A 25,170-nucleotide genomic window follows, 5' to 3' on the forward strand; every position below is an offset into this window, starting at 1 on the left:
CTCCTGCGCCGATGGCGCTATCCCGCGCGCTTGGTGAGCAATGCATTCGCTGCGCGGGAATGGGGTTTACGGTTCAGGAACCCACTGATGTAGGCCCCGGCATCGATGAGCTTATCAAGATCGATGCCCGTCTCGATACCCATGCCGTGCAGCATGTAGACCACGTCCTCCGTCGCCACATTGCCGGTGGCGCCCTTGGCATACGGGCAGCCGCCCAGGCCCGCCACGGACGACTGGTAGTTCCACACCCCCAGCTCCAGCGCGGCCAGCGTGTTGGACAGCGCCTGGCCGTAGGTATCGTGGAAGTGGCCCGACACGTCGTCGATGCCGAAATGCTTCAGCGTCGCTTCCAGCGCACGCTGCACCTTGCGCGGCGTGCCCACGCCGATGGTGTCGGCCACGTCCACGCGCTGCACGCCGATGCCCTGGAGCAGGCCGGCGAGGTACTCCACGCGCTCGGGCGCGATCTCGCCCTCGTACGGGCAGCCCACGGTGCAGCTCATCGCGCCGCGCACGCCGATGCCGGCCGCCAGCGCCGCCTCGACCACGGGCGCGAAGCGCTCGATGCTCTCGGCGATGGAGCAGTTGATGTTCTTCTGGCTGAACGCCTCGCTGGCCGAGCCGAAGACCACGATCTCGTCGGGCCGGTCCGCCACCGCGGCTTCATAGCCCTTGAGGTTGGGGGTGAGCACCGAGTAGCGCACGCCGGCCACACGGTTCACGCCCTGCATCACCTCGTGGTTGTCGGCCATCTGCGGCACCCACTTGGGGCTCACGTAGCTCGTCACCTCGATCTCTTTGAGGCCCGCGTCCTGCAGGCGGTGCACCAGCGCGATCTTGACCTCGGCGGGCACGGGCGATTTCTCGTTCTGCAGCCCGTCGCGCGGGCCGACATCGATGAGTTTGACGCGGGAAGGAATGCTCATGGTGGGGCTACCTGAAAAAAAGGACGTGGAGCGGTGCGGGCCTGGGCCGGCACCCGCAGCGCGCTGTGCGCGAGGCCCGACAGCAGGGTCGGGGTGGGGGCCGGGCGGACGCCCCCCATTGTCCGGGCTTCGGCGGCGCGGCACCACCTCATATCCTGCCAGACCACTCTCCGCTCGTGCCATTGCGGCACCCCGGCGCTGCCACTACGCACCAGCCCCCTCGTCCATCTCCTGGCGCAGCAGCGCCACCATCTGCACCGCCGCCAGCGACAGGCGCCGCCCCCGCAGCGTCACGAGGCCGATGGGCCGGCGCAGCGACGGCTGCTTGAGCGGCCGGGTCACCACCTCGGGCCGGCGCACCACCTGCGCGGCCAGCTCGGGCAGCGCGCTCACGCCCAGCTGCGCGGCCACCATGGCCGCGATGGTGGCCAGGTGCTCCACCTCGTAGCGCGGCGCAAAGCGGATGCGGTGCGTGAGCAGCGCCTCGTCGGCGTACTGGCGCACGCTGGTGCCGGCGGGCATGGAGATGTGCGGCAGGTCGGCCACATCGGCCCAGGCCAGCGCACCGCGGCCGCGCGCCAGGGGGTGGGCGCGGGCCAGCAGCAGCACGAAGCGGTCGGACGACAGCGGGGTGTAGTCGAGGTCGGCATACGCGGGGTTGGCGGCGGTGAGCGCGAAGTCCACGCGCCCTGCGCGCACCATGTCGAACGCCGGGCCCGCCAGGCTGTCGAACAGCTCCAGGTGCACGCCCGGGTGCCCCGCCGCAAACCGCGTGAACGCGCGGGGCACCACCCCCGCCGCCAGCGACGGCAGCGCCGCCAGCGCGAGCCGCCCCACCTGCACCTGCGCCACGGCCTGCACGCGGCGCACCGTCTCATCCATCTGGTGGCGCAGAAAGCGGGCCTGCTCGGCAAACACCTCGCCCGCCTGCGTGAGCTGCACCGTGCGCGTGGTGCGATCGAACAGGCGCGCGCCCAACATCTCTTCGAGCCGCGCGAGCGTGCCCGACACCGCCGACTGCGACAGGTGCATCTGCAGCGCGGTGCGCCGAAAGCTCAGCGTGTCGGCCAGCGCCAGGAACACATCGACCTCGCGGGCCGACCAATTGATCTTCATGGCCGATCAGTCTATCGAAAAATACGTCTGGACCGCGCAATGCGGCCTGCCTAGACTGCACCGCAAGACAACACAAGGAGACGACAGCATGGACATCAGTTCGCCGCGCAATGCACGCACGGTGGTCGTGGGCGGGGGCACCATGGGTGCGGACGTGGCCGTGGTCCTGGCCCGCGGCGGCGCCCGGGTCACGGTGGTGGACCCGCACACCGCGCGGCGCGACCTGCTCTTGCCGCACATTGCCGCCGAGCTCGACGCCGCCGGCCTGGCCGCGGGCGCAGGCCCTGTGGAGGTGTGCGCCAGCCTGCAGGACGTGGCCTGGGACGGCGTGGTGCTGGTGGTCGAATGCATCACCGAGCAACTCGCCGCCAAGCAGCAGCTGTTTGCCGAGCTGGAAGCCATCGCCCCGGCCAGTGCGGTGCTGGCCAGCAACAGCTCGGGCTTTCCGATCAGCGCCATCGCCCAGGGCCTGCCCACCGCGCAGCGCATGCTGGGCCTGCACTTCTTCATGCCGGCGCACCTGGTGCCGCTGGTGGAGGTGGTGCTGGGCGAGCGCAGCGACCCCACGCTGGGCCAGTGGCTGCACGGCTTCATGCGCCGCTGCGGCAGCGTGCCGGTGCTGGTGAAGAAGGACAAGCCGGGCTTTCTGGCCAACCGCATGCAGCATGCGCTGTCGCGCGAGGCTTTTGCACTCATCGACGAAGGCATCGCATCGCCCGAAGACGTGGACGCCGCCGTGCGCTTTGGCTTCGGCTTTCGCTTTCTGGCCGCAGGCCCGGTGCTGCAGCGCGACCACGCGGGCATCGAGGTGCACTGCGCGGCCGCGGCCACCATGTACCCCACGCTGTCCAACACCGACGTGCCCGCCCAGGCGCTGCGCGACCGCGTGGCCCACGGCGATCTGGGCATGAAGACCGGCAAAGGCTTCTTCGACTGGCCCGAGGACCGCAAGCGTGCAGAGCGCACCCGCTACGACACGCTGCTGCGCCAGGGCCTGGCCCTGCTGGCCAGCGAGCTGCCTGCCATCGAGCCCGCCAGCACACCCACCACGCCGGGAGCCACGCCATGAGCGCCACCAGCCAATGGACCGACCCGCTGATCGTCACCGTGGCGCCCAACGGCGCGTACAAGCTGCCCAGCGACCACCCCGCCGTGCCGACCACGCCGGCCACGCTGGCCGCCACCGCCAAGGCCTGCCTGGAGGCGGGCGCGGCCATGATCCACATGCACATCCGAGACGCCCAGGGCCGCCACAGCCTGGACGTGGAGGGCTACCGCGAAGCCCGGCGCGTGGTGCAGCACGCCGTGGGCGATGCGATGGTGGTGCAGATCACCAGCGAAGCGGCAGGCGTGTACCGTGCCCCGGCGCAGATCGCGATGGTCGAGGCGCTGCAGCCCGAGGCCGTGTCCATCGGCCTGCGCGAGATCGACCAGCCCGAGATCGGCGAGGCCGGCCTGCAGCGCTTCTTCACGGGCCTGGTGCGGCGCCGCTGCATGGTGCAGGTCATCCTCTACGACGTGGCCGACCTGCGCCGCTGGCAGGCGCTGCGCGCCAGCGGCGTGGTGCCGGATGCACCGTGGTTCCTGCTGTTCGTGCTGGGCCGCTACAGCGCGGGCCAGACCTCGAGCCCGCGCGACCTGCTGCCCTTCCTGGCCGCCCACAACGGGCCCGAACCCTGGGCCGTGTGCGCGTTCGGCGCGGCCGAGAACACCTGCATCACCGCCGCCGCGGTCTTCGGCGGGCATGCCCGCGTGGGGTTCGAGAACAACCTGCTGCGCAAGGACGGCAGCACCGCACCCGACAACGCGGCCCTGGTGCGCCAGGCGGTCGAGGCCGCTGCCGCGCTGGGGCGGCCGCTGGCCACGGCGCAGGACATCCGCCAGCGCTTCGGCGCGGGCTGAGCCTCGGCCCGGCTCTGCCCATTCTCATCACGCCATCAAACCCATCAGCCCGCGCCAGACGGGCCTTCATCCATCCGCAGGAGACACCATGCAACAACACCCCACCGCCCACGCCCAAGCCCCCGTACCGCAGGTCCGCCGGGCCACGCGGCGCACGGCCATCCGCCTGGCGCTTGCGATGCCCGCCACCTGGGCCCTGGCCCTGGGCACGGCAGGCCACGCCGTGGCCCAGACGGCCCCGGCCGCCTTCCCCACCAAGACCATCCGCTTCGTGGTGCCCTACCCGCCCGGCGGTCCCACCGACCTGATGGCGCGCATGCTGCAGCCCGAGCTGCAAAGCCGGCTGGGCGTGACCGTGGTGGTGGACAACAAGGGCGGCGCGGGCGGCAACTCCGGCAGCGCCGAGGTGGCCAAGCAGGCGCCCGCCGACGGCCACACCCTGCTGCTGGCCGCCAGCGGCCCAATGGCGGTGAACCCGTCGCTGTACGCCAGCATGCCCTTCAACCCGCTGACCGACCTGGTGCCCGTGGTGCAGCTGTCAGCCTTTCCGCTGGTACTGGAAGTGCACCCCTCGCTGGGCGTGAAGACGCTGGCGGAGCTGATCGCCATGGCCAAGGCGGGCAAGCCGGTGCTGAGCTTTGCATCGGCCGGCAACGGCACGCCGCAGCACCTGGCGGGCGAGCTGTTCAACACCACCGCCCACGTGAAGATGGGCCACATCCCGTACCGCGGCGCGGGCCCCGCGCTCAACGACCTGCTGGGCGGGCAGGTGAACGTGATGTTCGACATCGTGGGCAGCTCGCTGCCGCACCTCCAGTCGGGCAAGCTCGTCCCGCTGGCGGTCACCTCGGCCGAGCGCGCCAAGGTGCTGCCCAGCGTGCCCACCATGGCCGAGGCGGGCCTGCCCGGCTACCAGATCACCGGCTGGCACGGCATCGCCGTGCGCGCGGGCACGCCGCAGGCCACCGTGGACAAGCTCAACGCCACGGTGAATGCGATCTTCAAGGAGCCCGCCTTCCGCGCCAAGTGGGAGGCCATCGGCACGCCGGTGGTGGCGGGCACGGCCGCAGACTTCGGCGCGCTGATCAAGTCCGACGCGCAGCGCCTGGGCAAGCTGGTGCGCGATGCGGGCGTGACGATGGATTGACTGAATGACTGGCTGACTGGCTGACGCCGGGCGATCCCTCAGCGGCAGCGCGCGGCCGCAGGCGCAGCAGCAACAGCCCGCCGACAAGACCGAAAATGCGGCGAAAGGATGTGGAGCTCATGCCCGCGATGGCAGAGGTTGGTGCTGCCAGCGGCCCGCCTAGTCAGTAGCCCCGCCCGGGGTCCACGGTGCCTGCCACCGCCTCGCCGCGCTCCATGGCTGCCATCTTGCGCGTGATTTGCGCAATGCTCTCTTCCCGCAGGGTGCGGGCCGAGGTGTGGGGCGTGGCGGTGATCTTCGGGTGCAGCCAGAACGGGTGGCCCACCGGCAAAGGCTCGGTACGGAACACGTCCAGCGTGGCGCCTGCGATGTGCCCGCTGTCAATCAGCGCCAGCAGGTCTTCTTCCACCAGGTGCGCGCCCCGCGCCACGTTGACCACATAGCCGCCGGGCTGCAGGCGCGACAGCGTGTCGCGGTTGATGATGTCCTGCGTGTCGGGCGTGAGCGGCAGCAGGTTGACCAGCACGCGGCTGGCGGCCAGAAAGTCGTGAAAGCCCTCGGCGCCGCTGAAGCCGCGCACGCCGTCCACCGCCTTGGGAGACCGGCTCCAGCCGTTCACCGGAAAGTCGAAATGCGCCAGCGCCCGCGCCACACGCTCGCCCAGCACACCGAGGCCCATCACGCCCACCGGAAACTCCGATCGCACCCGCGGCCGGCGAAAGCCCCAGCGGCCGGCGCGCATGTCGCCCTCGTACGCGTCCAGCTCGCGAAAATGGCGCACTACGGCGTGGCACACGTATTCGGCCATCTGCACGGCCATGCCGCCATCGTCGATGCGCACGATCTGGCAGCCCGGCGGCATGCGCAGCTTGAGCAGCGCGTCCACCCCTGCGCCGATGTTGAACAGCGCGCGCAAGGCGGGCTGCTCGTCCAGAAACTGCTGGGGCGGTGCCCAGACCACGGCGTAGTCGGCCTGCGGTGCCCCCGGCTGCCACACGCTGATGTGGGCATGGGGCAAGGCAGCGGCAAGCCCCTGCAGCCAGGGCTCGATCTTGGTGTCGGTACAGCAAAGGGTGATGTTCATGCGGTCAAGGGTAACTGCATTGGCGCTGGCTGGGTGTCACCTATGGCCTGCACGGCCTGCGGCAGGGCGCACCCGCTGTGCGACCCGACCCTCCGTTCGCCCTGAGCTTCTCGAAGGGCCATCGCATCCGCACCCACACGCCCTGGCTTCGACAGGCTCAGCCCGAACGGTTGGGGGAGGCCGCAGACGCGCAGGAGGCGGGCTGCGGCGGGCAGGGGACGGGCTCCAGCGAGCGCGGAACGACATCCCCTCTTGCTGGCTTGCGTTCAACCATTCGAGCATTCGAGCATTCAATCCCGCTCAATACCGTTCGGGCTGAGCTTGTCGAAGCCTTGCGCGGCGCTTCGACAAGCTCAGCGTGAACGGGTTTTTATCGGGGGAAGACCCAGAGGTGACGCGCCAGCGGCTTACGCCGCCACCGCCAGCTTGAGCAGCTCCGCGCCTTCCGTCACCTGGTCCCCGGGCGCATACAGCAGCTCCTGCACCACGCCATCGGCCGGCGCCGCAATCGTGTGTTCCATCTTCATGGCTTCCATCACGGCCAGCGGCTGGCCCTTGGTGACGGCATCGCCCGCCTTCACGGCGAACGACACCACCTTGCCGGGCATGGGGGCCGTGAGCCGCCCGCCCTCGGCCGCCGACTCGCCCGCATGCGCGAGCAGGTCGATGGCGGTGATCTGCGTGGCGCCGCGGGGCGTGAACACATGGTCCACCTCGCCCTGGGCGTACACCGCAGCGCGGGTGCGCTGGCCGGCGAACTGCAGTTCGATGCCGCCGGATTGTTCCGCAAACACCAGCGGCCCGGCCACGGCCGCGTCGCCCTCGCCTACCACCAGGTGCAGCGTGCCGTCACGCTCGTAGGTGAGCCAGGCCTTGGCGTGCTCGCCGCCGAACTCGAACTCGAAGCGGCGGCGCGTGAGCGCGTGCGAGTGGAATCCGTCGCGGCGGCTGAAGGGGTCTGCGCCTTCGCTGGCGCGCTCGTTCAGCAGCGTCTGCGCCACGGCGGCGGCAGCAGCCAGCGGAAGGCCCACCGGCTCCTGGTGGAACAGCACCGCTTGCTCGCGCGGGATCAGCGCGGTGTCGAGCTGGGCGTTGGCAAACGCACCGGTGCGCGCCACACGACGCAGGAACTGCACGTTGGTTGCCAGGCCCACGATGTGCGTCTGCGCCAGGGCCTCGTCCAGCCGCGCCAGGGCCTGCTCGCGCGTGTCGCCGTGCACGATGAGCTTGGCCACCATGGAGTCGTAGAACGAGCTGATCGCATCGCCCTGGCGCACGCCGGAGTCCACGCGCACCGCGCCCCTCTCGAACGTCACGCAGTCGGGCAACGCATACACGTTGAGCGCGCCGGTGGCGGGCAGGAAGTTGTTGTCGGGGTTCTCCGCGCAGATGCGGGCTTCGATGGCATGGCCGGTGATGGAGAGGTCTTGCTGCTTCACCGGCAGCGGCTCGCCCGAAGCCACGCGCAGTTGCCACTCCACCAGGTCCAGGCCGGTGATGGCCTCGGTCACAGGGTGTTCCACCTGCAGGCGGGTGTTCATTTCCATGAAGTAGAACTTCATCTGGTCGGGCCGCTCGTAGCCACCCGGCTGCTCCACGATGAACTCCACCGTGCCGGCGCCCACGTAGTTCACCGCCTTGGCGGCGGCCACCGCGGCTTCGCCCATCTGCTGGCGCAGCGCGGGCGTCATGCCGGGGGCGGGGGCTTCTTCCAGCACCTTCTGGTGGCGGCGCTGCACGGAGCAGTCGCGCTCGAAAAGATACACCACGTCGCCGTGCGTGTCGCCGAACACCTGGATCTCGATGTGGCGCGGGCGCTGCACATACTTTTCGACCAGCACCGCGTCGTCGCCAAAGCTGTTGATCGCCTCGCGCTGGCAGGATGCGAGCGCGGCGGCGAAGTCCTCGCTCTTGTCCACCGCGCGCATGCCTTTGCCGCCACCGCCGGCGCTGGCCTTGATGAGCACGGGGTAGCCGATGCGGTCGGCCTCGCGCTGCAGCAGCGCCGGGTCCTGGTCGCTGCCGTGGTAGCCGGGCACCAGCGGCACGCCGGCCTTTTCCATGAGCTGCTTGGACTCGGCCTTGAGGCCCATGTCCTTGATGGCCGAGGGTGGCGGGCCGATGAAGACCAGGCCTGCTGCCGCGCAGGCGTGGGCGAAGTCTTCGTTCTCGGACAGGAAGCCGTAGCCGGGGTGGATGGCCTGTGCACCCGTGGCCTGCGCGGCTTCGATGATGCGCTCCCAACGCAGGTAGCTGTCCTTGGGCGCGCTGCCACCGATGTGCACGGCCTCGTCGCACACGGCCACGTGCTTGGCATTGGCGTCGGCATCGGAGTACACGGCGACGGTCTTCACGCCGAGACGTTTAGCGGTCGCCGCTACACGGCAGGCGATCTCTCCGCGATTGGCGATCAAGATTTTTTTGAACATTTAGGCCACCTTGGCAGAACCAGAAAAGAAAGAAGACAAGCGCCGCACCACGGCGCGCAGAAACTTGAACAGCACCACCAGCAGCAGCACCGACACGGCCACCATCACCACCAGTGCGATGCCGAAGGCCACCGGGTGCTGCGTGGCCAGCCACACCACGGCCACCACCAGGCCGTCTTCGAAGAAGGACAGCAGCCAGTTGGAGAACGGCTCGGGCGAGGTATTGGCCGCCGCGCGCGTGGTCATCTTGGTGGCCATCGACGTGGCGGCCAGCGACCCGCCCAGCAAGCCCGCCACCACGCCCATGGTGGCGTTATCGGCGCCGAACACGCCCGCGGCCAGCAGGGCCCCGCCGGGCACGCGGATGACGGTGTGCACGGCGTCCCAGGCGCTGTCGATCCACGGGACCTTGTCCGCAAAGAACTCGACCAGCATCAGGCCGCCCGCCACCAGCAGCACCAGCGGGTTCTGCAGCACGTGCAGACCGGGGGGCAAGGGCATCCAGCCCAGGGCCCCCATCCCGCCGACGATGAAGACCACCGCGTACAGACGGAATCCGCTGGCCCAGCCCAGCGCGGCGGCCAGCGCCAGCAGGCTGGGCATGCCGAGCCGCGCGGTGGCCGTGGCCGCCGCATCGCCCACCGCGCGCGCCGTGCCGCCATCCACGTGGAGCCCCAGCGCGTGGAGCCACTGAACGATGTTGAGCCAGAGCTGGTCCATGTTCGTGTGTCCTCAGACGTCAGGCCAGAAGCCATGCCGGTTTGCGTTTGTTCAGGAACGACTGCACGCCTTCCTTGCCCTCGTCGCTGGCGCGGATGTCGGCGATGCCCTGCACGGTGGCGGCGATCAGCCCCGCATTGATCTCGCGCTCGGCCACGTCCAGCACCAGCTTCTTGCAGGCGCGCACGGCGTGGGGGCTGGCGCTGGTCAGGGCCTTGAGCAATTCGTCGACCTTGGCGTCGAGCTGGTCTGCAGACACCACCTCGTGCACGAAGCCGGTGCGCAACGCCTCGGCCGCGCCGAAGCGCTCGGCCGTGAGGAAGTAGCGGTGCGCTGCGCGGGGCCCCATGGCGCGGATCACGTAGGGGCTGATGGTGGCGGGGATGAGGCCGAGCTTCACCTCGCTCAGGCAAAAGCCCGCCGTGTCCACCGCCACCGCCATGTCGCACGCGGCCACCAGGCCCATGCCACCGGCGTACACATCGCCCTGCACACGCGCGATGGTGGGTTTGGGACATTCGTAGATCACGCGCAGCATCTCGGCCAGCTTGCCCGCGTCGGCCACGTTCTCGTCGCGGGTGTAGTCGGCCATGCGGCGCATCCAATTGAGGTTGGCGCCCGCGCAGAACGCGGGGCCCTCTGCGGCCAGCACCACGGCGCGCACGTCGGCGCGCGCGCCCACTTCGGTGAAGGCCGCCGTCAGCTCGGCGATGACCTCGTCGCTGAAGGCGTTGCGGATCTCGGGCTGCGTGAGCGTGATGCGCGCCACGGCGCCGATGTAGGTGATGGACAGGTTCTGGCTCATGGCGTGGGCGGGTTTTGCAGGAAGTAGACAAGGTCCAGCTCGGGGCTGGGCTGGCCCAGGGCGGTCAATGCGGCGGTGATCTGGCCCCGGTGGTGCGTGCCGTGGTTGAACACATGCGCCAGCGTGGCGGCAAACGGCAACGATGCCTGCGTGCCCCGCATGGTGGTGTAGTCGAGCGTGCCGTCCCAGCGGTCTGCCGGCAACGAGGCGATCAACGGTGCCCAGCGGGCAGCGCCCGCGCGCAAGCGAGCATCGAGCCGCGCGCGGTCGCTCTCCAGCTCGGCGTCCAGCGCCACCTTGGGCGATGTGCCTTCTGCAAACCGCACGAACCACAGATGGTGCTCGCCCACCAGCAGGTGGTTGAGCGTGCCGTGGATGCTTTTAAAGAACAGGCCCGCATCGTGCCGGTAGGCCTCTTCAGGCAGTGCCTGCACGGCGTCGAGCAGGCGCGCCGTGGCCCACACGTTGTAGCGTGCAAGCTGTGTGAAGTGGGCGACGGCGTCCATGGCGGCTCCCGGCACGGTCACATGCGGAACAGGCCGAACCTGGTGTCTTCGATGGGTGCATTGCGCGTGGCGGCCAGGCCCAGCGCCAGCACGCGGCGGGTGTCGGCCGGGTCGATCACGCCGTCGTCCCACAGGCGCGCGGTGGCGTAGTAGGGGTGGCCCTGGTCTTCGTACTGGCGGCGGATGGGCGCCTTGAAGGCTTCTTCTTCCTCGGCGCTCCACTGGCCGCCCTTGCCCTCGATGCCGTCGCGCTTGACGGTGGCCAGCACGCCCGCCGCCTGCTCGCCGCCCATAACGCTGATGCGCGCGTTGGGCCACATCCACAAAAAGCGGGGGCTGTACGCGCGGCCGCACATGCCGTAGTTGCCGGCGCCAAAGCTGCCGCCGATGATGATGGTGAACTTGGGAACGCTCGCCGTGGCCACGGCCGTGACCATCTTGGCGCCGTTGCGCGCAATGCCCTCGTTCTCGTACTTGCGCCCGACCATGAAGCCGGTGATGTTCTGCAGGAACACCAGCGGGATCTTGCGCTGGCAGCACAGCTCGATGAAGTGCGCGCCCTTGAGGGCCGACTCGGAAAACAGGATGCCGTTGTTGGCGATGATGCCCACGGCCATGCCTTCGATGCGCGCAAAGCCCGTGACCAGCGTGGTGCCGTAGCGGGCCTTGAACTCGTCGAACTCGCTGCCATCGACGATGCGGGCAATGATCTCGCGCACGTCGAAGGGCTTGCGGGTGTCCACCGGGATCACGCCGTAGAGTTCTTCTGCTACAAATTTGGGAGCTTCTGGCGCTTGATCTGCGGGCGCCGGAGCCTTGTTCTTATTCAAATTGCGCACTGCATTGCGTGCCAGCTGCAGCGCATGCAGGTCGTTTTGCGCCAGGTGGTCGGCCACGCCCGACAGGCGCGTGTGCACGTCGCCACCGCCCAGGTCCTCGGCCGTGACGACCTCGCCCGTGGCGGCCTTGACCAGCGGCGGGCCGCCCAGGAAGATGGTGCCCTGGTTCTTGACGATGATGGACTCGTCGCTCATCGCCGGCACGTAGGCGCCGCCCGCCGTGCAGCTGCCCATGACCACGGCGATCTGCGAGATGCCCATGGCGCTCATGTTGGCCTGGTTGAAGAAGATGCGGCCGAAGTGGTCGCGGTCCGGAAAGACCTCGTCCTGGTTGGGCAGGTTGGCGCCGCCGGAGTCCACCAGGTAGATGCAGGTGAGGTGGTTCTGCTGCGCCACTTCCTGCGCGCGCAGGTGCTTCTTGACGGTGAGCGGGTAGTAGGTGCCGCCCTTCACCGTGGCGTCGTTGCACACGATCATGCAGTCCACACCGCTCACGCGGCCGATGCCGGCAATCAGCCCCGAGCTGGGCGCATCGTTGTTGTACATGTTGAGCGCGGCCAGCGGCGCCAACTCCAGGAACGGTGTGCCCGGGTCGAGCAGCATCTGCACGCGTTCGCGCGGCAGCAGCTTGCCGCGCGCGGTGTGCTTGGCGCGGGCCGCTTCGCCGCCGCCCTGGGCGACCTTGTCGAGCTGGGCGCGCAGGTCGTCGACCAGCGTGCGCATGGCCGCGGCGTTGGCCAGGAAGTCCGCCGAGCGGGCGTTGAGTTGGGTGTCGAGAATGGTCATGCTGTGTTGCTTCTTGTGTGTTTCACGCGGTCTTGGCTTCGACCAGACCGAGCTGATCCTTCATCTCATCGCGGATCTTGAACTTCTGGATCTTGCCCGTCACCGTCATCGGGAAGCTGGTGACGAAGCGGATGTAGCGCGGCACCTTGTAGTGCGCGATCTGGCCTTTGCAGAAGGCACGAATGTCGTCTTCGGTCGGCTTGGTGCCCGGCTTGGCGATGATCCAGGCGCACAGCTCTTCGCCGTACTTGGCATCGGGCACGCCCACCACCTGCACGTCCTGCACCTGTGGGTGGCGGTACAGGAACTCCTCGATCTCGCGCGGGTAGATGTTTTCGCCGCCGCGGATCACCATGTCCTTGATGCGGCCGACGATGTTCACGTAGCCTTCGTCGTCCATGGTGGCCAGGTCGCCGGTGTGCATCCAGCCTTCGGCGTCGATGGCCTCGCGGGTCTTGGCCTCATCCCCCCAGTAGCCGTGCATCACCGAGTAGCCCCGCGTGCAGAACTCGCCGCGCTGGCCGATGGGCACCACGGCGCCGCTGTCGGGGTCCACGATCTTGACTTCCAGGTGCGGCTGCACCTGGCCCACGGTGGAGACGCGTTTGGCCAGCGGCGTATCGGTGCTGCTCTGGCAACTGACCGGGCTGGTCTCGGTCATGCCGTAGGCGATGGTGATCTCCGACAGGTGCATCTGCTCCACCACGCGCTTCATGACCTCGGTGGGGCATGGCGATCCGGCCATGATGCCGGTGCGCAGGGTGGACAGGTCGAACTCGGCAAAGCGCGGGTGGTCCAGCTCGGCGATGAACATGGTGGGCACGCCGTGCAGGCCGGTGCAGCGCTCATCCTGCACCGTCTGCAGCACGGTGAGCGGGTCGAACCCGTCGCTCGGGTAGACGATGGTGGAGCCGTGCGTGAAGCACGCCAGGTTGCCCAGCACCATGCCGAAGCAGTGGTACAGCGGCACGGGGATGCACAGGCGGTCTTCGGGCGTGAGCTGCATGCATTCGCCGATGAAGAAGCCGTTGTTCAGGATGTTGCGGTGCGTGAGCGTGGCACCCTTCGGGAAGCCCGTGGTGCCGCTGGTGAACTGGATGTTGATGGGGTCGGTGGCCTTGAGCGTGGCGGCGATCTGCGCCAGGCGCGCATCCTGCGCATCGCCGCGCGCCAGCAGGTCCGAAAACCGCAGCAGGCCGGGCTCGTCGGCGCCCTGCCCTGCCCCGTCGTCGATCCACACCACGGTGTTCAGGTGCGGCAGCTTCACGGCGCCCAGCTGGCCGGGCTGCTGGTGCTGCCACTCGGGCGCCAGCTCGCGCAGCATGCCCAGGTAGTCGCTGGTCTTGAAGCGCGCCATGCTCACCAGCAGCCGGCAGCCCACCTTGTTGAGCGCGTATTCGACCTCGGACGTGCGGTAAGCCGGGTTGATGTTGACCAGCACCAGGCCCACCTGCGCGGTGGCCAGCTGCATCAGCACCCATTCGGCGTTGTTGTGCGACCAGATGCCCACGCGGTCGCCGGGCACCAGGCCCTGGCCCAGCAGCGCGCTGGCCAGGCGCTGGGCCTCAGCCTGCAGCTGGGCATAGGTGTACCGGCGGCCCTGGTGCACGCTGACCAGCGCCTCGCGGCCGGGCTGGCGGGCCGCCATGTCGGCAAAGAAGCTGCCGATGGTCTGCTCGATCAGCGGGACGCTGGTGGCGCCACGGGCGTGGCTGCCGGTGAGGGGTGCTGGCGCTGCAGCGGTGGCGGGGCTCGTCATCCTTGTGTCTCCTTGCGGGGCCTGCGCGGTCCATGTGGCGACAAGCGGCGGCAGGCGGTGGCGCCCGTGGACCGGGCTGCGATCCGTAAGCATAGAAGCGCCAACCCGCCCCGGGTTGCCACAATGGTTGCAAATCGTGCCACGCCTGGGGCACACTGGCCCGCGTGAAATCCCTTGCACCGACCCCTGAGCCCGCCTGGCAGGCCTTGCCCCCCACCGCCGCCCCAGCCGTCACGCCGATCGCGTTCGTGCGGGCCATCGTACTGGCGTACGAGCAGCGCGGCCTGCGCCCCGACCAGGCCCTGGCGCAGGCACAGATTGCGCCGCAGCTGCTGCACGACGACCAGGCGCGCATCACGGCCTGGCAGATGGAGCGCATCTCGGACGCCGCCATGCAGGAGCTGGACGACGAGGCCCTGGGCTGGTTCAGCCGCCGCCTGCCCTGGGGCAGCTACGGCATGCTGGCACGCGCATCGATCAGCTCGCCGCACCTGGGCGTGGCGTTGGCGCGCTGGTGCCGGCACCACGGCCTGCTGGCGGACGACATCGCGCTGCACCTGACCACCGAGGGCGACACCGCCACGCTGCGCATCACCGAGGCGCGCGACCTGGGTGCGCTGCGCGAGTTCTGCCTGGTGTCGGTGCTGCGCAATGCGCACGGACTGGCCTGCTGGCTGGTGGACTCGCGCATACCGCTGACCGCGGCGGAGTTTGCCTTTGCCGCGCCGCCGCATGCCGATGCCTATGCGGTGCTGTTCCGCGGCCCGGTGGCCTTTGGCGCGGCGCAGACGGCGATCCACTTCGATGCGCGCTACTTGAGCCTGCCGCTGCGGCGCGACGAGGCCGCGTTGCGGCAGATGCTGCAGCACGCGCTGCCGCTCACGGTGCTGCAGTACCGGCGCGACCGCCTGCTGGTGCAGCGCGTGCGGCAACTGCTGGGCGCCACGGTGGGTGGGCACGCCGCGCCCGCGCTGGCACAGCACAGTGCCGAGTCGCTGGCCGCGCTGCTGCACGTGTCGCCGCGCACCCTGCACCGCCAGCTCAAGGAAGAAGGCGCCACGCTGCAGGGCCTGAAGGACGAGGTGCGCCAAAGCCGCGCGGTGGAACTGCTGCACCGCACCGACCGCCCCATCAAGCAGGTGGCCGAGGCGGCGGGCTTCGTCAACGAAAAGAGCTTCATCCGCGCGTTCCGCAGCTGGACGGGGCACTCGCCCGCGGAGTTTCGCCGCCAGTCCCGCGATGCCTGACAGCCGTTGGGCGCATGCGGCGGTCGGCACGATCTGCACCCTGCATGGCACCTGTCCGACAGCCCCGCCCGCGGTGCGCCACTACACTGCATTCCACTTGTTTGCCTGACCACTGCCTGCCGCCCTGGCGGGCCCGCTCTGCCCATGATCCATCTCTACCACTGCGTCAGCGCCCGGTCTTTTCGCCCCTTGTGGATGCTCGAAGAGTTGCGCCTGCCGTACACGCTGCACATGATGCCGTTCCCGCCGCGCGCCAAGGCGCGCTGGTTTCTGGAAGAGAACCCACTGGGCACCGTGCCACTGCTGGTGCAGGGCGAGGGCACGCGCCAGGTGCGCATGACCGAGTCGGCCGCCATCTGCCAGTACCTGGCCGCCGCGCACCCCGATGCAGGGCTGGAGGTGCGCCCGCCCGACCCGGCCTTCGGCGCCTACCTGAACTGGCTGCACCTGGGCGAGGCCACGCTCACCTTTCCGCAGACGCTGGTGCTGCGATATGGACGCTTCGAGCCTGCCGAGCGCAAGCAGCCGCAGGTGGTGGAGGACTACAGCCGCTGGTTCCTGGCGCGCCTGCGCGCGGTGGAGTCCGCGGTCGCCCGCCAGGACTACTTGTGCGCGGGCCGCTTCACCGCGGCCGATGTGTCGGTGGGCTATGCACTGCTGCTGGCCGACCATCTGGGTCTGGAGCCGCAGTTCGGCGAGGCCACCCAGGCCTATTGGCAGCGGCTGCAGGAACGCCCGGGCTACCAGCGGGCCCACGCCGCGCAGATCGAGGCGGCCGAGGACCAGGACGTGCCCACCACCCCTGCGCCCGACACGCGGCCTTGATGCGCCGCTGATACGACGACCCGCCCGCACTGTGGCGCAGGCGGCGCCGCGTCCACGGATACGGGCCAGCGCACGTTACTGCGGCGACGGGGGCGGCGGGGACGATGGCGGCGGTGCGCTGCGCAGCAGCGACTGCACCAGCGCGCGGAACTCCGGCGAGTGCCGCAGCACGTTGCCGCCCGCCTCGATGAGGTCCGTGACCTCTTCGTGCGCGATGGAGAACGCCGTGGGCACCTGCAGCAAACGCCGGCGCGCCACGTCGTCCGGCGCGTCGCGCAGGTTCACCGGGATGACGTGGATCTCCGCATCGGGAGCGAACGCATCGCTCTCGCCCTTGGAGCCTTCGGCCAGCGACTGGCGCCACTGGCGGGTGATGTCGCGCAGAAACTCCTGCGTCTCGCGCGTGGCGCGGGCGCCGGTGCCAAAGAGCAGCGAGTCCACCACCTGCGCCATGTTGGGCACCTGGTCACTCATGTCGATGTTGACCGACGGATCGCGCTCGGCGTTCACGGTGATGAGCACCAGCTTGCGGATGGTGCCAGGCGGTATGCCCACCTCGCTGAAGGTCTGGCGCAGGCCGCCACCGGCCAGGGCGCGGTCCAGCAGGCGCTGCACGCCCAGGTTGTCGGCCAGGCCGCCATCGACCAGATGGATGTACGGCTTGCGCTGCGCGTCGGTATAGCTCAGCTCGTGCGCGCGGTACAGCCGGGCCCGGTAGTCGCCGGCTGCAGCCCGCGCGCCCACGGTGGACGCCGCGCGGTGCGCCGGGCACTGGTCGGCGTAGTTCTTGAGCGTCATGGGGCTGAGCAGCAATGGCACGGCCGACGAGGACGCCACCGCGAACGACAGCGGCACCTTGCGCAGGTCCGAGCAGATCAGCGAGAACTGCTCCCAGGTGAACTCGAAGCCCGTGCCCAGCGACATGTCGGTGGCGGTGATGAACAACTGCGGGTGGCGCGGGCGCCGCTCCACGTCGCCGAAGGTCAGCCCGCCATACAGATCGTCGAGCCGCCGCGCCAGCAGGTGCGTGCGGCCCAGCCAGGGCGAGGTCAGGTCCACCAGGTTGCCCGGGCGCAGGGCCTGGCTGATCAGGCTGTTCTGGAAGTTCTGGCGCAGGAAGTCGTGCTCGAAGCGCGGCAGCCCGTCGATGCCATGCGCCGCGAAGTACGCCGCCACGATGCTGCCGCCCGAGACGCCGCTCACCACGTCGGTGGCATCAAGCAGGGTGGTGTCCCGGCCGTTCCACTGGAAGCGGGTCTGCTGCATCTCCGTCAGCACACCAAAGCCGAAGGCTGCTGCACGCGCACCGCCGCCCGAGAGCGTGACGGCCACGAGGATGGTCGGGTCGCGCTCGGACTTGCGCACCGGGATGTTCTGGTCTTCGAGCGGCAGCGGCTCGTTGATCCAGGGGCGCACCGACGAGCAGCCCATGAGAATGCCGACGGCGGCGAGGGCGGCGCAGTGCCGCAGCCACCGCGGCAAGCGGCGGCGCTTCAGGGAGATGGGCATCGTCATGGGCACGCGCTTCCTGCAGCGAACGCGTCAGCAGCCCAGCAGCGCCGGCAACTCGGCCATGCTGCCAAACACCCGCGTCGCGCCCGCGGCGAGCAGGGCCTCGCCATCGCCCAGCGGGGCATACGCGAACACCGTGGCACCCGCGGCCACGCCGGCCGTGACGCCGGTCACCGTGTCCTCCACCACCGCGCAGCGCAGCGGCTGCGCCTGCAGGGCGGCTGCGGCGGCCAGGTACACGTCCGGCGCGGGCTTGGTGCGCGGCATCTCGTGGCCGCTGAAGATGCGGCCTTCGAAGTACGGCGTGAGCCCCACCTTGGCCAGCTGCATCTCCACCTTGTGCCGGTCCGCCCCCGAGGCGCAGGCAATGCGCCCGCCATGGTACGCATGCACCCGCTCGATGGTGCTGTGGATGTGCTCGATGGCGGTGAGGCGCAGGTCCAGCTCGGTGTTGCGCCGGGCATAGAAGTCGGCCATCCACGCATCGGTGAGCGGCCGCCCGGTGTGCGCCTCGATGCGCGCGGCTTCGCTGCGCACCGTCTTGCCGATGAAGATGCGCATGCATTCCTCGGGTGTCAGCGCCCACCCGGCCTCGGCCAGCATGTCGCGCAGCACGCCATTGGTGATGGGCTCGCTGTCGACCAGGACGCCGTCGCAGTCGAACAGGATGGCTTCGAATCGGTTCATTGAATGGTCACTCACTTTTCGTTCAGATGTTCGTTGGGCGTGGTTGCGTGGGCTGGGTCATCGATTCTCTACCGGGCTCTTGACCGCAGCGGAGCTGGCGCTAGCGCACAGCCCGGTGGCCTGCGCGGCATCACGGCGGGCTCGCTCACGCACATCCTGCGCAGCCTCAGCGGTACCTGTACCGAGGGGACCACACCAGCGTTCCACCCAGTACCCGCCGCGCTCGGCGTCCCGCAGGACGTGTGCGCGGGCCTCGTCGGCCTGTCCGCCCAGCCCCAGGCGGTGGGTGACCACCCACCTGTCCAGCTGCGCCACCAGATCACGCCGCGGCTGCACGGTATTGCGCGCGGACGATTGCCACGCCTTCCAGCTTTCAAGAAGCTCGCCGGTACTCTGCCCTGACAGATCGGCCCACACCCTGGTTTCGAGGGCTCGGTCCTGCACATGCACCCAACTGATGGTGACGCGTGCGGGAATCATCGTCAGGACCTGCTGTGCGATTTGCCGCGACGTCTCGGCCTGCCCATGCTCCAGCGCGAACCAAGCCAGGTCCAGCATCGCTGAAGTCCGGCGGATGCGGTTGCGCAGGGCGTCCGGGCTGCGGTCGGAGGGCGCAGGCCATTCCCAAGCGTCCACATTGCGTTGCAGCAGCAGGCGCGCTTCGTCCACGTCTGCGGGCTGTCCAAGCTGATCGTGCCAGCGCGACAGGCTGGACCGTGCATACGACGCCTGCTGGGCGGCCCCTTCAGGGTCCGCAGCGTGATCCGAAGCCCCCTGCGCCAGCGCTTCCCAGTGCATCAGCGCACGCTGCATGTGCTCGATTTGCGCCGTCACCGTGGGCGCGTTGTACGCCAGGTCCCGCTCGGCTTCTGCCCGCAGGGCGTCGAGCACAGGGCCCGCACCGGCGGGCACATCCGCCAGCAGACGCAGGCCCCAGGCCCTCGCGGCTTCCGGATCGCTGGTAGCGCGCAGCAGGCCCAGTTGCGCGCGGGCCCGGTCCGGTTCGGTGGCGGGCGGCAGGTCCTCCGCCAGCGCCCAGGCCTGCTGATACCGCTCCAGAGCTGTCTGCGTGTCTTCCATATCGAGCGCGTCGCCCGCGGCACCCAGGTAGGTTTTCAGGCGTTGGCTGGCGGGTTGCTCCGACGCACGGGCGAGCCTGCGGGCCCACTCTTCGGACGTTATCGATAGAGCTTTGTCCGGCGCTGGATGGGATGCCGAAGGTTTCTGCACGTCGTCGGGCGGATACTTCGGTGCAGACTTGACGGGCCACCACCCGCTCGCTGCACCCGATGCCACCAAGGCCACCACCGGAAGCGCCAGACAGGCGGCGTAAATGACCAGCCCTGCCAACGTGCCCCCCACACCCAGGCGCGCGCCCTGAAACTCTGGCAGCAGGGCCCGGACGGCAGCCAGGCGCTGCGTGAACGACCAGCGAGAAAACCGGGGATGCTGCGTGGCCTTGAAGATGCGGGCGGCAGCGTCACGCTCCGACAGCGCCTGCCCGTCGGCGGGTCGGGCCACCGACTGATCCACCCGCATCAGACGCCAGTGGTGTGTCAGCCCCAACGCCAGCAGGCCTGCCAGCGCCAACGTCACCGCATCGCCCAAGAACCAAGCCAACGCCGCCAACGCAAATACCCCGGCCAGCACGAACGCAAAGCGCAGCACCGGCCAGCGCACGAAGAGCAGGGATTCGACCACCCTGCCTCCATCCAGAGGGTGCACGGGCAGCAGGTTGAGGTAGTTGATCGCGAGGCACATGATCGCGAAGTCGGATACCCATCCGGAACTGGGGAGCCAGCCCCGGGCGACCGCCAGCAACAGCGCCACCCCCAGGAACAGCCCGGGCATCGGGCCTGCCAGGTACACGCCCAGCTTGTTCCAGGTCGAGGCCTCGGGCTTGTGCCCCATGGCGACGCCGCCAAGACCGGGGATGAAGAGCACCGAGAGATTGCGATAGCCGAAACACCGCATGGCCCACCAGTGGCCGCCTTCATGCAGGGCAATGGCCACCAGCACCAGCAGTGCGCTGCGCCAGCTCATCAGGAGTCCCCCCACCACCATGAACAAGGCAGCCGTGACACCCAACGCCAGCCATTTTCGCCGCGGGCGGGCTGCGACCTCGGCCATGTGCGACTGGTGCTGCTCAAAGGCTTGCAGGTCGTTCTGCAACGCCACTTCCGCGTTCGACGGCGTGGAGGCGGCAGCCGCCGGATGGCCCGAAAGCACCCGGCCGGACCGGCGCACACCGCGCAGCAACGCCGGTGCGAGCCGCAGCGCCGCCGGCCAGCGGATACGCCACAGCGGTACGCCAACGGACCCGGGCTCGGCGGCGAGCGCCCCTGGCAGGGGTGTGAGGTAGCCCTGGGCTACGCCATGCGGCAGCATCTCTTGCGACCAGGCGATCGCCGCGTCACGAACCGTGCCGATATCCGTCACGGGCTGCCGGCCAGCGGCACATCCCGCGTCCACGCGGCGCTGGTGACCTTGCCAGGCTTCGCGCACGGAGGCAACGTAGTCGTCGTGGACCTGCCACGTAGGCGGCCACCAGAGCAAGAAATGCCGGTAGCAGTGCAGCGTCACGTCATGGGGGCGGCCGTCCTCCCACACCGTGACCCACTGGAAGACGCAGGGCCGGGCTGCATCGGGCAAGTTGGAGGGAGACACCTGCAACTGCGAGCGCCCATCGGCAGACACATACACGTCGCTGTAGATCCACGGCATTCCAGAAATGTGCGCGATCGGGGAGGATTTCAGGCTGTAAACGTAGGCAAAGCCCAGTGCTGCAGCTTCCGCTTCAGCGCCGTCCAGAATGGCGCGGTAGGGGGCGGGAACCTCCGCGTGCTCCACAGTCATCGACTGTGTCTGCTGCATCCGCAGGGCGGCCACGCCGCGCGCCACAGCCACCCACATCCAGAGCGGCACCGCTGCCAGCAGCAGTGCGGCGGCGGTCGCCAATGTTGTCCATCGCTCCATGAATCACCCTCTCCTTGATGTCGACCGCGCCCGTGTCCCCGGGCTGCGCCATGTTGCTCAGTGCCAGTGCGTCTGCTTGTGCATGCAGGGCATTCCGTCGGTGCTTGCAGCGTGTCAGGACGAATCCCCATCCACATAGAACCACCGCCCCTGCTCCCGCACGAAGCGGCTGGTCTCGTGCAGGCGCACCGCGCGGCCGCCCACGCGGTAGCGGGCGACGAATTCCACGACGGCGCGGTCGTCGCTGGTCGCACGGTGGCCGCGCACCTCCAGGCCCAGCCATTTGGTGCCGGGCTCGAAGTCCAGCGCGGCCGGGCGGGTGCTGGCATGCCATGTGGCCTGCAGATAGTCGCCACGCTCCAGGACAAAAGCGGTGTAGCGCGACCGCATGAGGCTCTCGGCGTCGGGCGCGGGAGCGTCGTCCCAGTGGTCGAGGTAGCGTCCGCAGCAGTGGGCATACGGCAAGGCTGCCGCCCTGGCGCCCTTGCCGGGTGGGGCCTGGGTGCGACCGCAGGGGCAGGGGTCGGTGTTCTTCAACTGCATGGGATGGCCGTGGAGCGGTGGCTGCGCGTCACCGCAAGGCTCCGAAGACTTTCTTGGCGATCGCGCTGCCGGCGCTCGCCGGGTCCTGGCGGATGCGGCGCTCTTCTTCGCCGATCATGAAGTACAGGCCGTCGAGCGTCTTGCCGGTCACGTACTGCGCGAGGTTGGACTCCTCGGGCTTGAGCAGGCCGAAGCCTGCGGCCTTGCCGGCGAACGCGTTGTACTTCTGCGTGAGGCCGACCTTTTCGGTGGCCTGGTTCACCACGGGCAAGAAGCGCTCGCCCAGCGGGGCGCGCGTCTTGTCGGCGAAGAACATCGTGACCGAGGTACTGCCGCCGGTGAGGATGTTCTTGGCGTCGGTCACCGTCATGCTTTGCACCGCACCGACCAGCAGGTCCTTGCCCATGGGCACGGCGGCCTCGGCGGCGCGGTTGATGGATGTCACGAGCTCGTCGATGCGTTTGCCCTGGCCCAGGGACTTCATGACCTTGGCGGCATCGGCCAGGTAGCCCGGCAGGCCGATGCGGACCTGCGGGTTGCCCAGAAAGCCGTCGGGCCGGCCCAGCAGTGCCACGGCAGCCTGGGCGCCCTGCCCGAGCGCAGCCTTGAGGCCGCTGGACGCATCGGCATTCGTCAGGTCGCCCAGCGACAGCGCCAGCGCGCGCTGGTGGGCGGCCAGCAGCAGGAGCCCGCCCAGGGTGGCCGCGGTGGCATGGTGAAACTGGCGACGCAGCATGTGAAGCTTCTTTCAGGATGGAATGGGTGGCGGTGCGCCGGGCGGCGGCCCCCACGGTGGCGTGGCGCGCTCGCCCTGGCGGACACGTGTCGCCAAAGCCGATTTTCACCTACGCGCGCTGGGGCGAACCTGTTTACGATCTGGCGGCAACTGCAATAAGGAGTGGGGCCATGTGGACAACAAGCGTGCCTTGGTGGGAGTTCGTGCTGCGCGGGGTGGTGGTGTATGTGTTTTTGCTGATCTTCCTGCGGCTGACCGGCAAGCGGCAGACGGGACAGTTCGCGCCGTTCGACCTCGTGCTGCTGCTCATCCTGTCGAACGCGGTGCAGAACTCGATGAACGCGGGCGACAACTCGCTGGTGGGCGGGCTGGTGTCCGCCACCACGCTCATTGCCTGCCATGTGGTGCTGGCGCACATGACTTTTCGCGTGCGGTGGCTGGAGCGCCTGATCGACGGCACGCCCCAGGTGCTGGTGCGCAACGGCCAGGTGAATGAGACGCTGATGCACAAGGAGCTGCTCTCGGCCGAGGACCTGGAAGCGGCCCTGCGCGCCGGTGGCTGCCTGCACGTCCACGAGGTGGAGCGCGCCACCATCGAGACCAACGGGCAGATCACGGTGGTGCTGCGGCGGCGGGACAGTGCGCAGTGAATGTGCAGAAGGCCGTGGCGTGGCGCGGCAGGTCGCCGTGGGCTGCGGCCACGGCGCGGTATACCCCGAAGCGCGCTACGCCAGCGCGCGCTGGATGATGATCTTCTGCACGTCGCTCGTGCCTTCGTAGATCTGGCACACGCGCACGTCGCGGTAGATGCGTTCGACCGGGAAGTCGTTGACCACGCCGTAGCCGCCCAGCGTCTGGATGGCGGCGCTGCACACGCGCTCGGCCATCTCGCTGGCAAAGAGCTTGGCCATGGCGGCCTCCTTCAGGCAGGGCTTGCCGGCATCCCGCAGCGCTGCGGCGTGCCAGATGAGCTGGCGGGCGGCCTCGATCTGGGTGGCGCAGTCGGCCAGCCTGAAACCCACGGCCTGGTGGTTGAAGATGGCGGTGCCGAAGCTCTCGCGCTCCTTCGAATACGCCAGCGCCACATCGAACGCGCTGCGCGCCATGCCCACGCTTTGGGCGGCGATGCCGATGCGGCCACCTTCGAGCGCGCCCAGGGCGATCTTGTAGCCCTCGCCTTCGGCGCCGATGAGGTTCTCGGCCGGGATGCGGCAGTTGTCGAAGTTGATCTGCGCGGTGTCGCTGGAATGCTGTCCCAGCTTGTCTTCGAGCCGCGCGACGACGTAGCCGGGGCTGCTGGTGGGCACGAGGAAGGCGCTCATGCCCTTCTTGCCCGCGCCCTTGTCGGTGACGGCGATGACGATGGCCACCTGGCCGTTCTTGCCGCTGGTGATGAATTGCTTGACGCCGTTGATGACGTATTCATCGCCCTGCTTCACCGCCGTGGTGCGCAGTGCCGATGCGTCGGAGCCCACATGCGGCTCGGTCAGGCAGAAGGCGCCCAGCATCTCGCCGCGGGCCAGCGGCGTGAGCCAGTCGCGCTTTTGCTGGGCGTTGCCGTAGCGCATGAGGATGGCGTTGACGGGGCAGTTGGTCACGCTGATGGCGGTGCTGGTGCCGCCGTCGCCTGCGGCGATCTCTTCCAGCACCAGGGCGAGCGTGAGGTAGTCGAGGTTGGCGCCGCCGAACTCTTCGGGCACGCAGATGCCGTAGGCGCCCAGGGCGGCCAGGCCCTGGTGCACGTCGTGGGGGAAGTGGTGCTCCTTGTCCCAGCGGGCGGCGTGGGGCCAGATCTGTTCCTGGGCAAAATCGCGCACCGCGTCGCGGATCATTTCCTGGTCTTGGGTCAGCAGCATCGGGGGTTGTCTCCGGAGGTCGTTGTGTTCGGTCGAAAGAATTACCAGTGGGCGGCGCGGCGGCCGTCGTGGTGCAGCAGGCGACCCTTGTCGGCGGCGGTGACGCCCGCCACGGTGGCGCGCAGGCCGCGCACGCTGTCCTGCACCGTGAGCGCAGCGCCTTCGCCGCCCATGTCGGTCTGCACCCAGCCGGGGTCGATGGTGATGAGGGTGGCGCCGGGGTAGTCGTGCTGCGCCGAGGCCACGGCCATGTTCAACGCGGCCTTGCTGGTGCGGTACAGCCACGAGCCGCTGTCGGGCACGCTGCCGATCTGCGACATGGACGAGGACAGGAACGCGAACACGCCCTGTGCGTCGGCCACCAGGGGCGCGACCTGCGGCAGGGTCTGCATGGCGCCCAGTACGTTGGTGTGCATGACCGCGTCGAAGTCTTGCTGCGTGGGCGGCGTGAGCGCGTTGGGCCGGCGGATGACGCCGGCCACGTACCAGGCGGTCTCGATCTTTTCGCCGTCGAGCTGCCAGGCCAGGCCGCTCACGCTGGCGGGGTGGGCGACGTCGATGGTCAGCACCTCGGCGCCCAGGGCCTGCACCCGCTCGCGCCCGGCGTCGTCGCGCACGGTGGCGATCACGCGGCGGCCCGCGTCGGTGTACTGGCGCACCAGCTCCAGCCCGATGCCGCGCGATGCGCCGATGATGAGGATGGACTTCATTTTCAAGACCTTTCAGGGCTCTACCGCTTGATGGACAAGCACAAGCAGCTATTGAATTG

The 25,170-nt window shown here is 69.2% G+C and carries 22 protein-coding genes; 6 read left to right on the top strand and 16 right to left on the bottom strand.

The window, feature by feature from the left end; translation table 11 throughout:
• Positions 1–17 precede the first annotated feature (17 nt).
• Positions 18–926, bottom strand: coding sequence for a hydroxymethylglutaryl-CoA lyase (locus ASG27_RS05565; protein ID WP_056414368.1), 909 nt, complete (start codon positions 924–926; stop codon positions 18–20).
• A 204-nt stretch (positions 927–1,130) separates the two neighbouring features.
• Positions 1,131–2,042, bottom strand: a complete 912-nt coding sequence (locus ASG27_RS05570) for a LysR family transcriptional regulator (protein WP_056414371.1) — start codon at positions 2,040–2,042, stop codon at positions 1,131–1,133.
• An 88-nt stretch (positions 2,043–2,130) separates the two neighbouring features.
• On the opposite strand from ASG27_RS05570, the gene ASG27_RS05575 reads away from it, so the two are divergent.
• The 3 genes from ASG27_RS05575 to ASG27_RS05585 all read left to right on the top strand — a co-directional run bounded on the left by ASG27_RS05575 (position 2,131) and on the right by ASG27_RS05585 (position 5,091).
• Entirely contained in the window at positions 2,131–3,111 is a 981-nt protein-coding gene (locus ASG27_RS05575) for a 3-hydroxyacyl-CoA dehydrogenase family protein (protein WP_056414374.1), read from the top strand.
• Positions 3,108–3,944 carry a 3-keto-5-aminohexanoate cleavage protein gene (locus ASG27_RS05580; protein WP_056414377.1) on the top strand — a complete coding sequence of 279 codons (837 nt, stop codon included), beginning with the start codon at positions 3,108–3,110 and terminating at the stop codon, positions 3,942–3,944. The genes ASG27_RS05575 and ASG27_RS05580 overlap by 4 nt, the downstream gene beginning before the upstream one ends.
• An 88-nt stretch (positions 3,945–4,032) precedes the next feature.
• Positions 4,033–5,091 (top strand): Bug family tripartite tricarboxylate transporter substrate binding protein, encoded by a 1,059-nt coding sequence (locus ASG27_RS05585; protein ID WP_056414379.1) that lies wholly within the window; start codon positions 4,033–4,035, stop codon positions 5,089–5,091.
• A gap of 163 nt (positions 5,092–5,254) precedes the next feature.
• On the opposite strand, the gene ASG27_RS05590 is transcribed toward ASG27_RS05585, so the two are convergent.
• The 7 genes from ASG27_RS05590 to ASG27_RS05620 all read right to left on the bottom strand — a co-directional run bounded on the left by ASG27_RS05590 (position 5,255) and on the right by ASG27_RS05620 (position 14,019).
• A complete protein-coding gene (locus tag ASG27_RS05590; protein WP_056414381.1) occupies positions 5,255–6,175 on the bottom strand; it encodes a 2-hydroxyacid dehydrogenase in 921 nt (306 codons plus the stop codon).
• 407 nt (positions 6,176–6,582) lie between these two features.
• On the bottom strand, positions 6,583–8,604 hold the full coding sequence (locus tag ASG27_RS05595; RefSeq protein ID WP_056414382.1) for an acetyl-CoA carboxylase biotin carboxylase subunit: 2,022 nt from the start codon (positions 8,602–8,604) through the stop codon (positions 6,583–6,585).
• A complete protein-coding gene (locus ASG27_RS05600) occupies positions 8,605–9,324 on the bottom strand; it encodes a DUF4126 domain-containing protein (RefSeq protein WP_056414385.1) in 720 nt (239 codons plus the stop codon).
• Positions 9,325–9,343: 19 nt separating this feature from the next.
• On the bottom strand, positions 9,344–10,129 hold the full coding sequence (locus tag ASG27_RS05605; protein WP_056162706.1) for an enoyl-CoA hydratase/isomerase family protein: 786 nt from the start codon (positions 10,127–10,129) through the stop codon (positions 9,344–9,346).
• Positions 10,126–10,635 (bottom strand): DinB family protein, encoded by a 510-nt coding sequence (locus ASG27_RS05610; RefSeq protein WP_056414389.1) that lies wholly within the window; start codon positions 10,633–10,635, stop codon positions 10,126–10,128. The genes ASG27_RS05605 and ASG27_RS05610 overlap by 4 nt, the downstream gene beginning before the upstream one ends.
• A gap of 17 nt (positions 10,636–10,652) precedes the next feature.
• A complete protein-coding gene (locus ASG27_RS05615; RefSeq protein WP_056414392.1) occupies positions 10,653–12,260 on the bottom strand; it encodes a carboxyl transferase domain-containing protein in 1,608 nt (535 codons plus the stop codon).
• Positions 12,261–12,282: 22 nt separating this feature from the next.
• Positions 12,283–14,019 carry an AMP-binding protein gene (locus ASG27_RS05620; protein WP_056414395.1) on the bottom strand — a complete coding sequence of 579 codons (1,737 nt, stop codon included), beginning with the start codon at positions 14,017–14,019 and terminating at the stop codon, positions 12,283–12,285.
• A 164-nt stretch (positions 14,020–14,183) separates the two neighbouring features.
• Between ASG27_RS05620 and ASG27_RS05625 the strand changes: the two genes are divergently transcribed.
• Together ASG27_RS05625 and ASG27_RS05630 are read left to right on the top strand one after the other, a co-directional pair.
• A complete protein-coding gene (locus tag ASG27_RS05625) occupies positions 14,184–15,266 on the top strand; it encodes an AraC family transcriptional regulator (RefSeq protein ID WP_056414399.1) in 1,083 nt (360 codons plus the stop codon).
• 144 nt (positions 15,267–15,410) lie between these two features.
• Complete coding sequence (locus ASG27_RS05630) at positions 15,411–16,091, top strand: glutathione S-transferase family protein (RefSeq protein WP_056414402.1); 681 nt, start codon at positions 15,411–15,413, stop codon at positions 16,089–16,091.
• 75 nt (positions 16,092–16,166) lie between these two features.
• Here ASG27_RS05630 and ASG27_RS05635 read toward each other — a convergent pair whose 3' ends face one another.
• The 5 genes from ASG27_RS05635 to ASG27_RS05655 all read right to left on the bottom strand — a co-directional run bounded on the left by ASG27_RS05635 (position 16,167) and on the right by ASG27_RS05655 (position 22,545).
• The gene (locus ASG27_RS05635; protein ID WP_235503969.1) at positions 16,167–17,606 is read right to left on the bottom strand and encodes a patatin-like phospholipase family protein; all 1,440 of its coding nucleotides are present in this window, start codon (positions 17,604–17,606) and stop codon (positions 16,167–16,169) included.
• 27 nt (positions 17,607–17,633) lie between these two features.
• On the bottom strand, positions 17,634–18,290 hold the full coding sequence (locus ASG27_RS05640) for an HAD family hydrolase (RefSeq protein WP_056414405.1): 657 nt from the start codon (positions 18,288–18,290) through the stop codon (positions 17,634–17,636).
• Positions 18,291–18,347: 57 nt separating this feature from the next.
• The gene (locus tag ASG27_RS05645; RefSeq protein ID WP_156370550.1) at positions 18,348–21,266 is read right to left on the bottom strand and encodes a hypothetical protein; all 2,919 of its coding nucleotides are present in this window, start codon (positions 21,264–21,266) and stop codon (positions 18,348–18,350) included.
• A 114-nt stretch (positions 21,267–21,380) separates the two neighbouring features.
• Positions 21,381–21,809 carry a YchJ family protein gene (locus ASG27_RS05650; RefSeq protein WP_162240434.1) on the bottom strand — a complete coding sequence of 143 codons (429 nt, stop codon included), beginning with the start codon at positions 21,807–21,809 and terminating at the stop codon, positions 21,381–21,383.
• A 28-nt stretch (positions 21,810–21,837) separates the two neighbouring features.
• Entirely contained in the window at positions 21,838–22,545 is a 708-nt protein-coding gene (locus tag ASG27_RS05655) for a DUF4197 domain-containing protein (RefSeq protein WP_056414411.1), read from the bottom strand.
• A 170-nt stretch (positions 22,546–22,715) separates the two neighbouring features.
• Here ASG27_RS05655 and ASG27_RS05660 point away from each other — a divergent pair, with 170 nt between their 5' ends.
• Positions 22,716–23,195: a DUF421 domain-containing protein gene (locus tag ASG27_RS05660; RefSeq protein ID WP_056414414.1), complete on the top strand. Its 480-nt coding sequence runs from the start codon at positions 22,716–22,718 to the stop codon at positions 23,193–23,195.
• Positions 23,196–23,270: 75 nt separating this feature from the next.
• Here ASG27_RS05660 and ASG27_RS05665 read toward each other — a convergent pair whose 3' ends face one another.
• Positions 23,271–24,401 (bottom strand): acyl-CoA dehydrogenase family protein, encoded by a 1,131-nt coding sequence (locus ASG27_RS05665; RefSeq protein WP_056414417.1) that lies wholly within the window; start codon positions 24,399–24,401, stop codon positions 23,271–23,273.
• A 41-nt stretch (positions 24,402–24,442) separates the two neighbouring features.
• Positions 24,443–25,111: an SDR family oxidoreductase gene (locus ASG27_RS05670; protein WP_056414420.1), complete on the bottom strand. Its 669-nt coding sequence runs from the start codon at positions 25,109–25,111 to the stop codon at positions 24,443–24,445.
• Positions 25,112–25,170 lie beyond the last annotated feature (59 nt).

The organism is Acidovorax sp. Leaf191, assembly GCF_001424425.1.
Classification (GTDB): Bacteria; Pseudomonadota; Gammaproteobacteria; order Burkholderiales; family Burkholderiaceae_C; genus Acidovorax.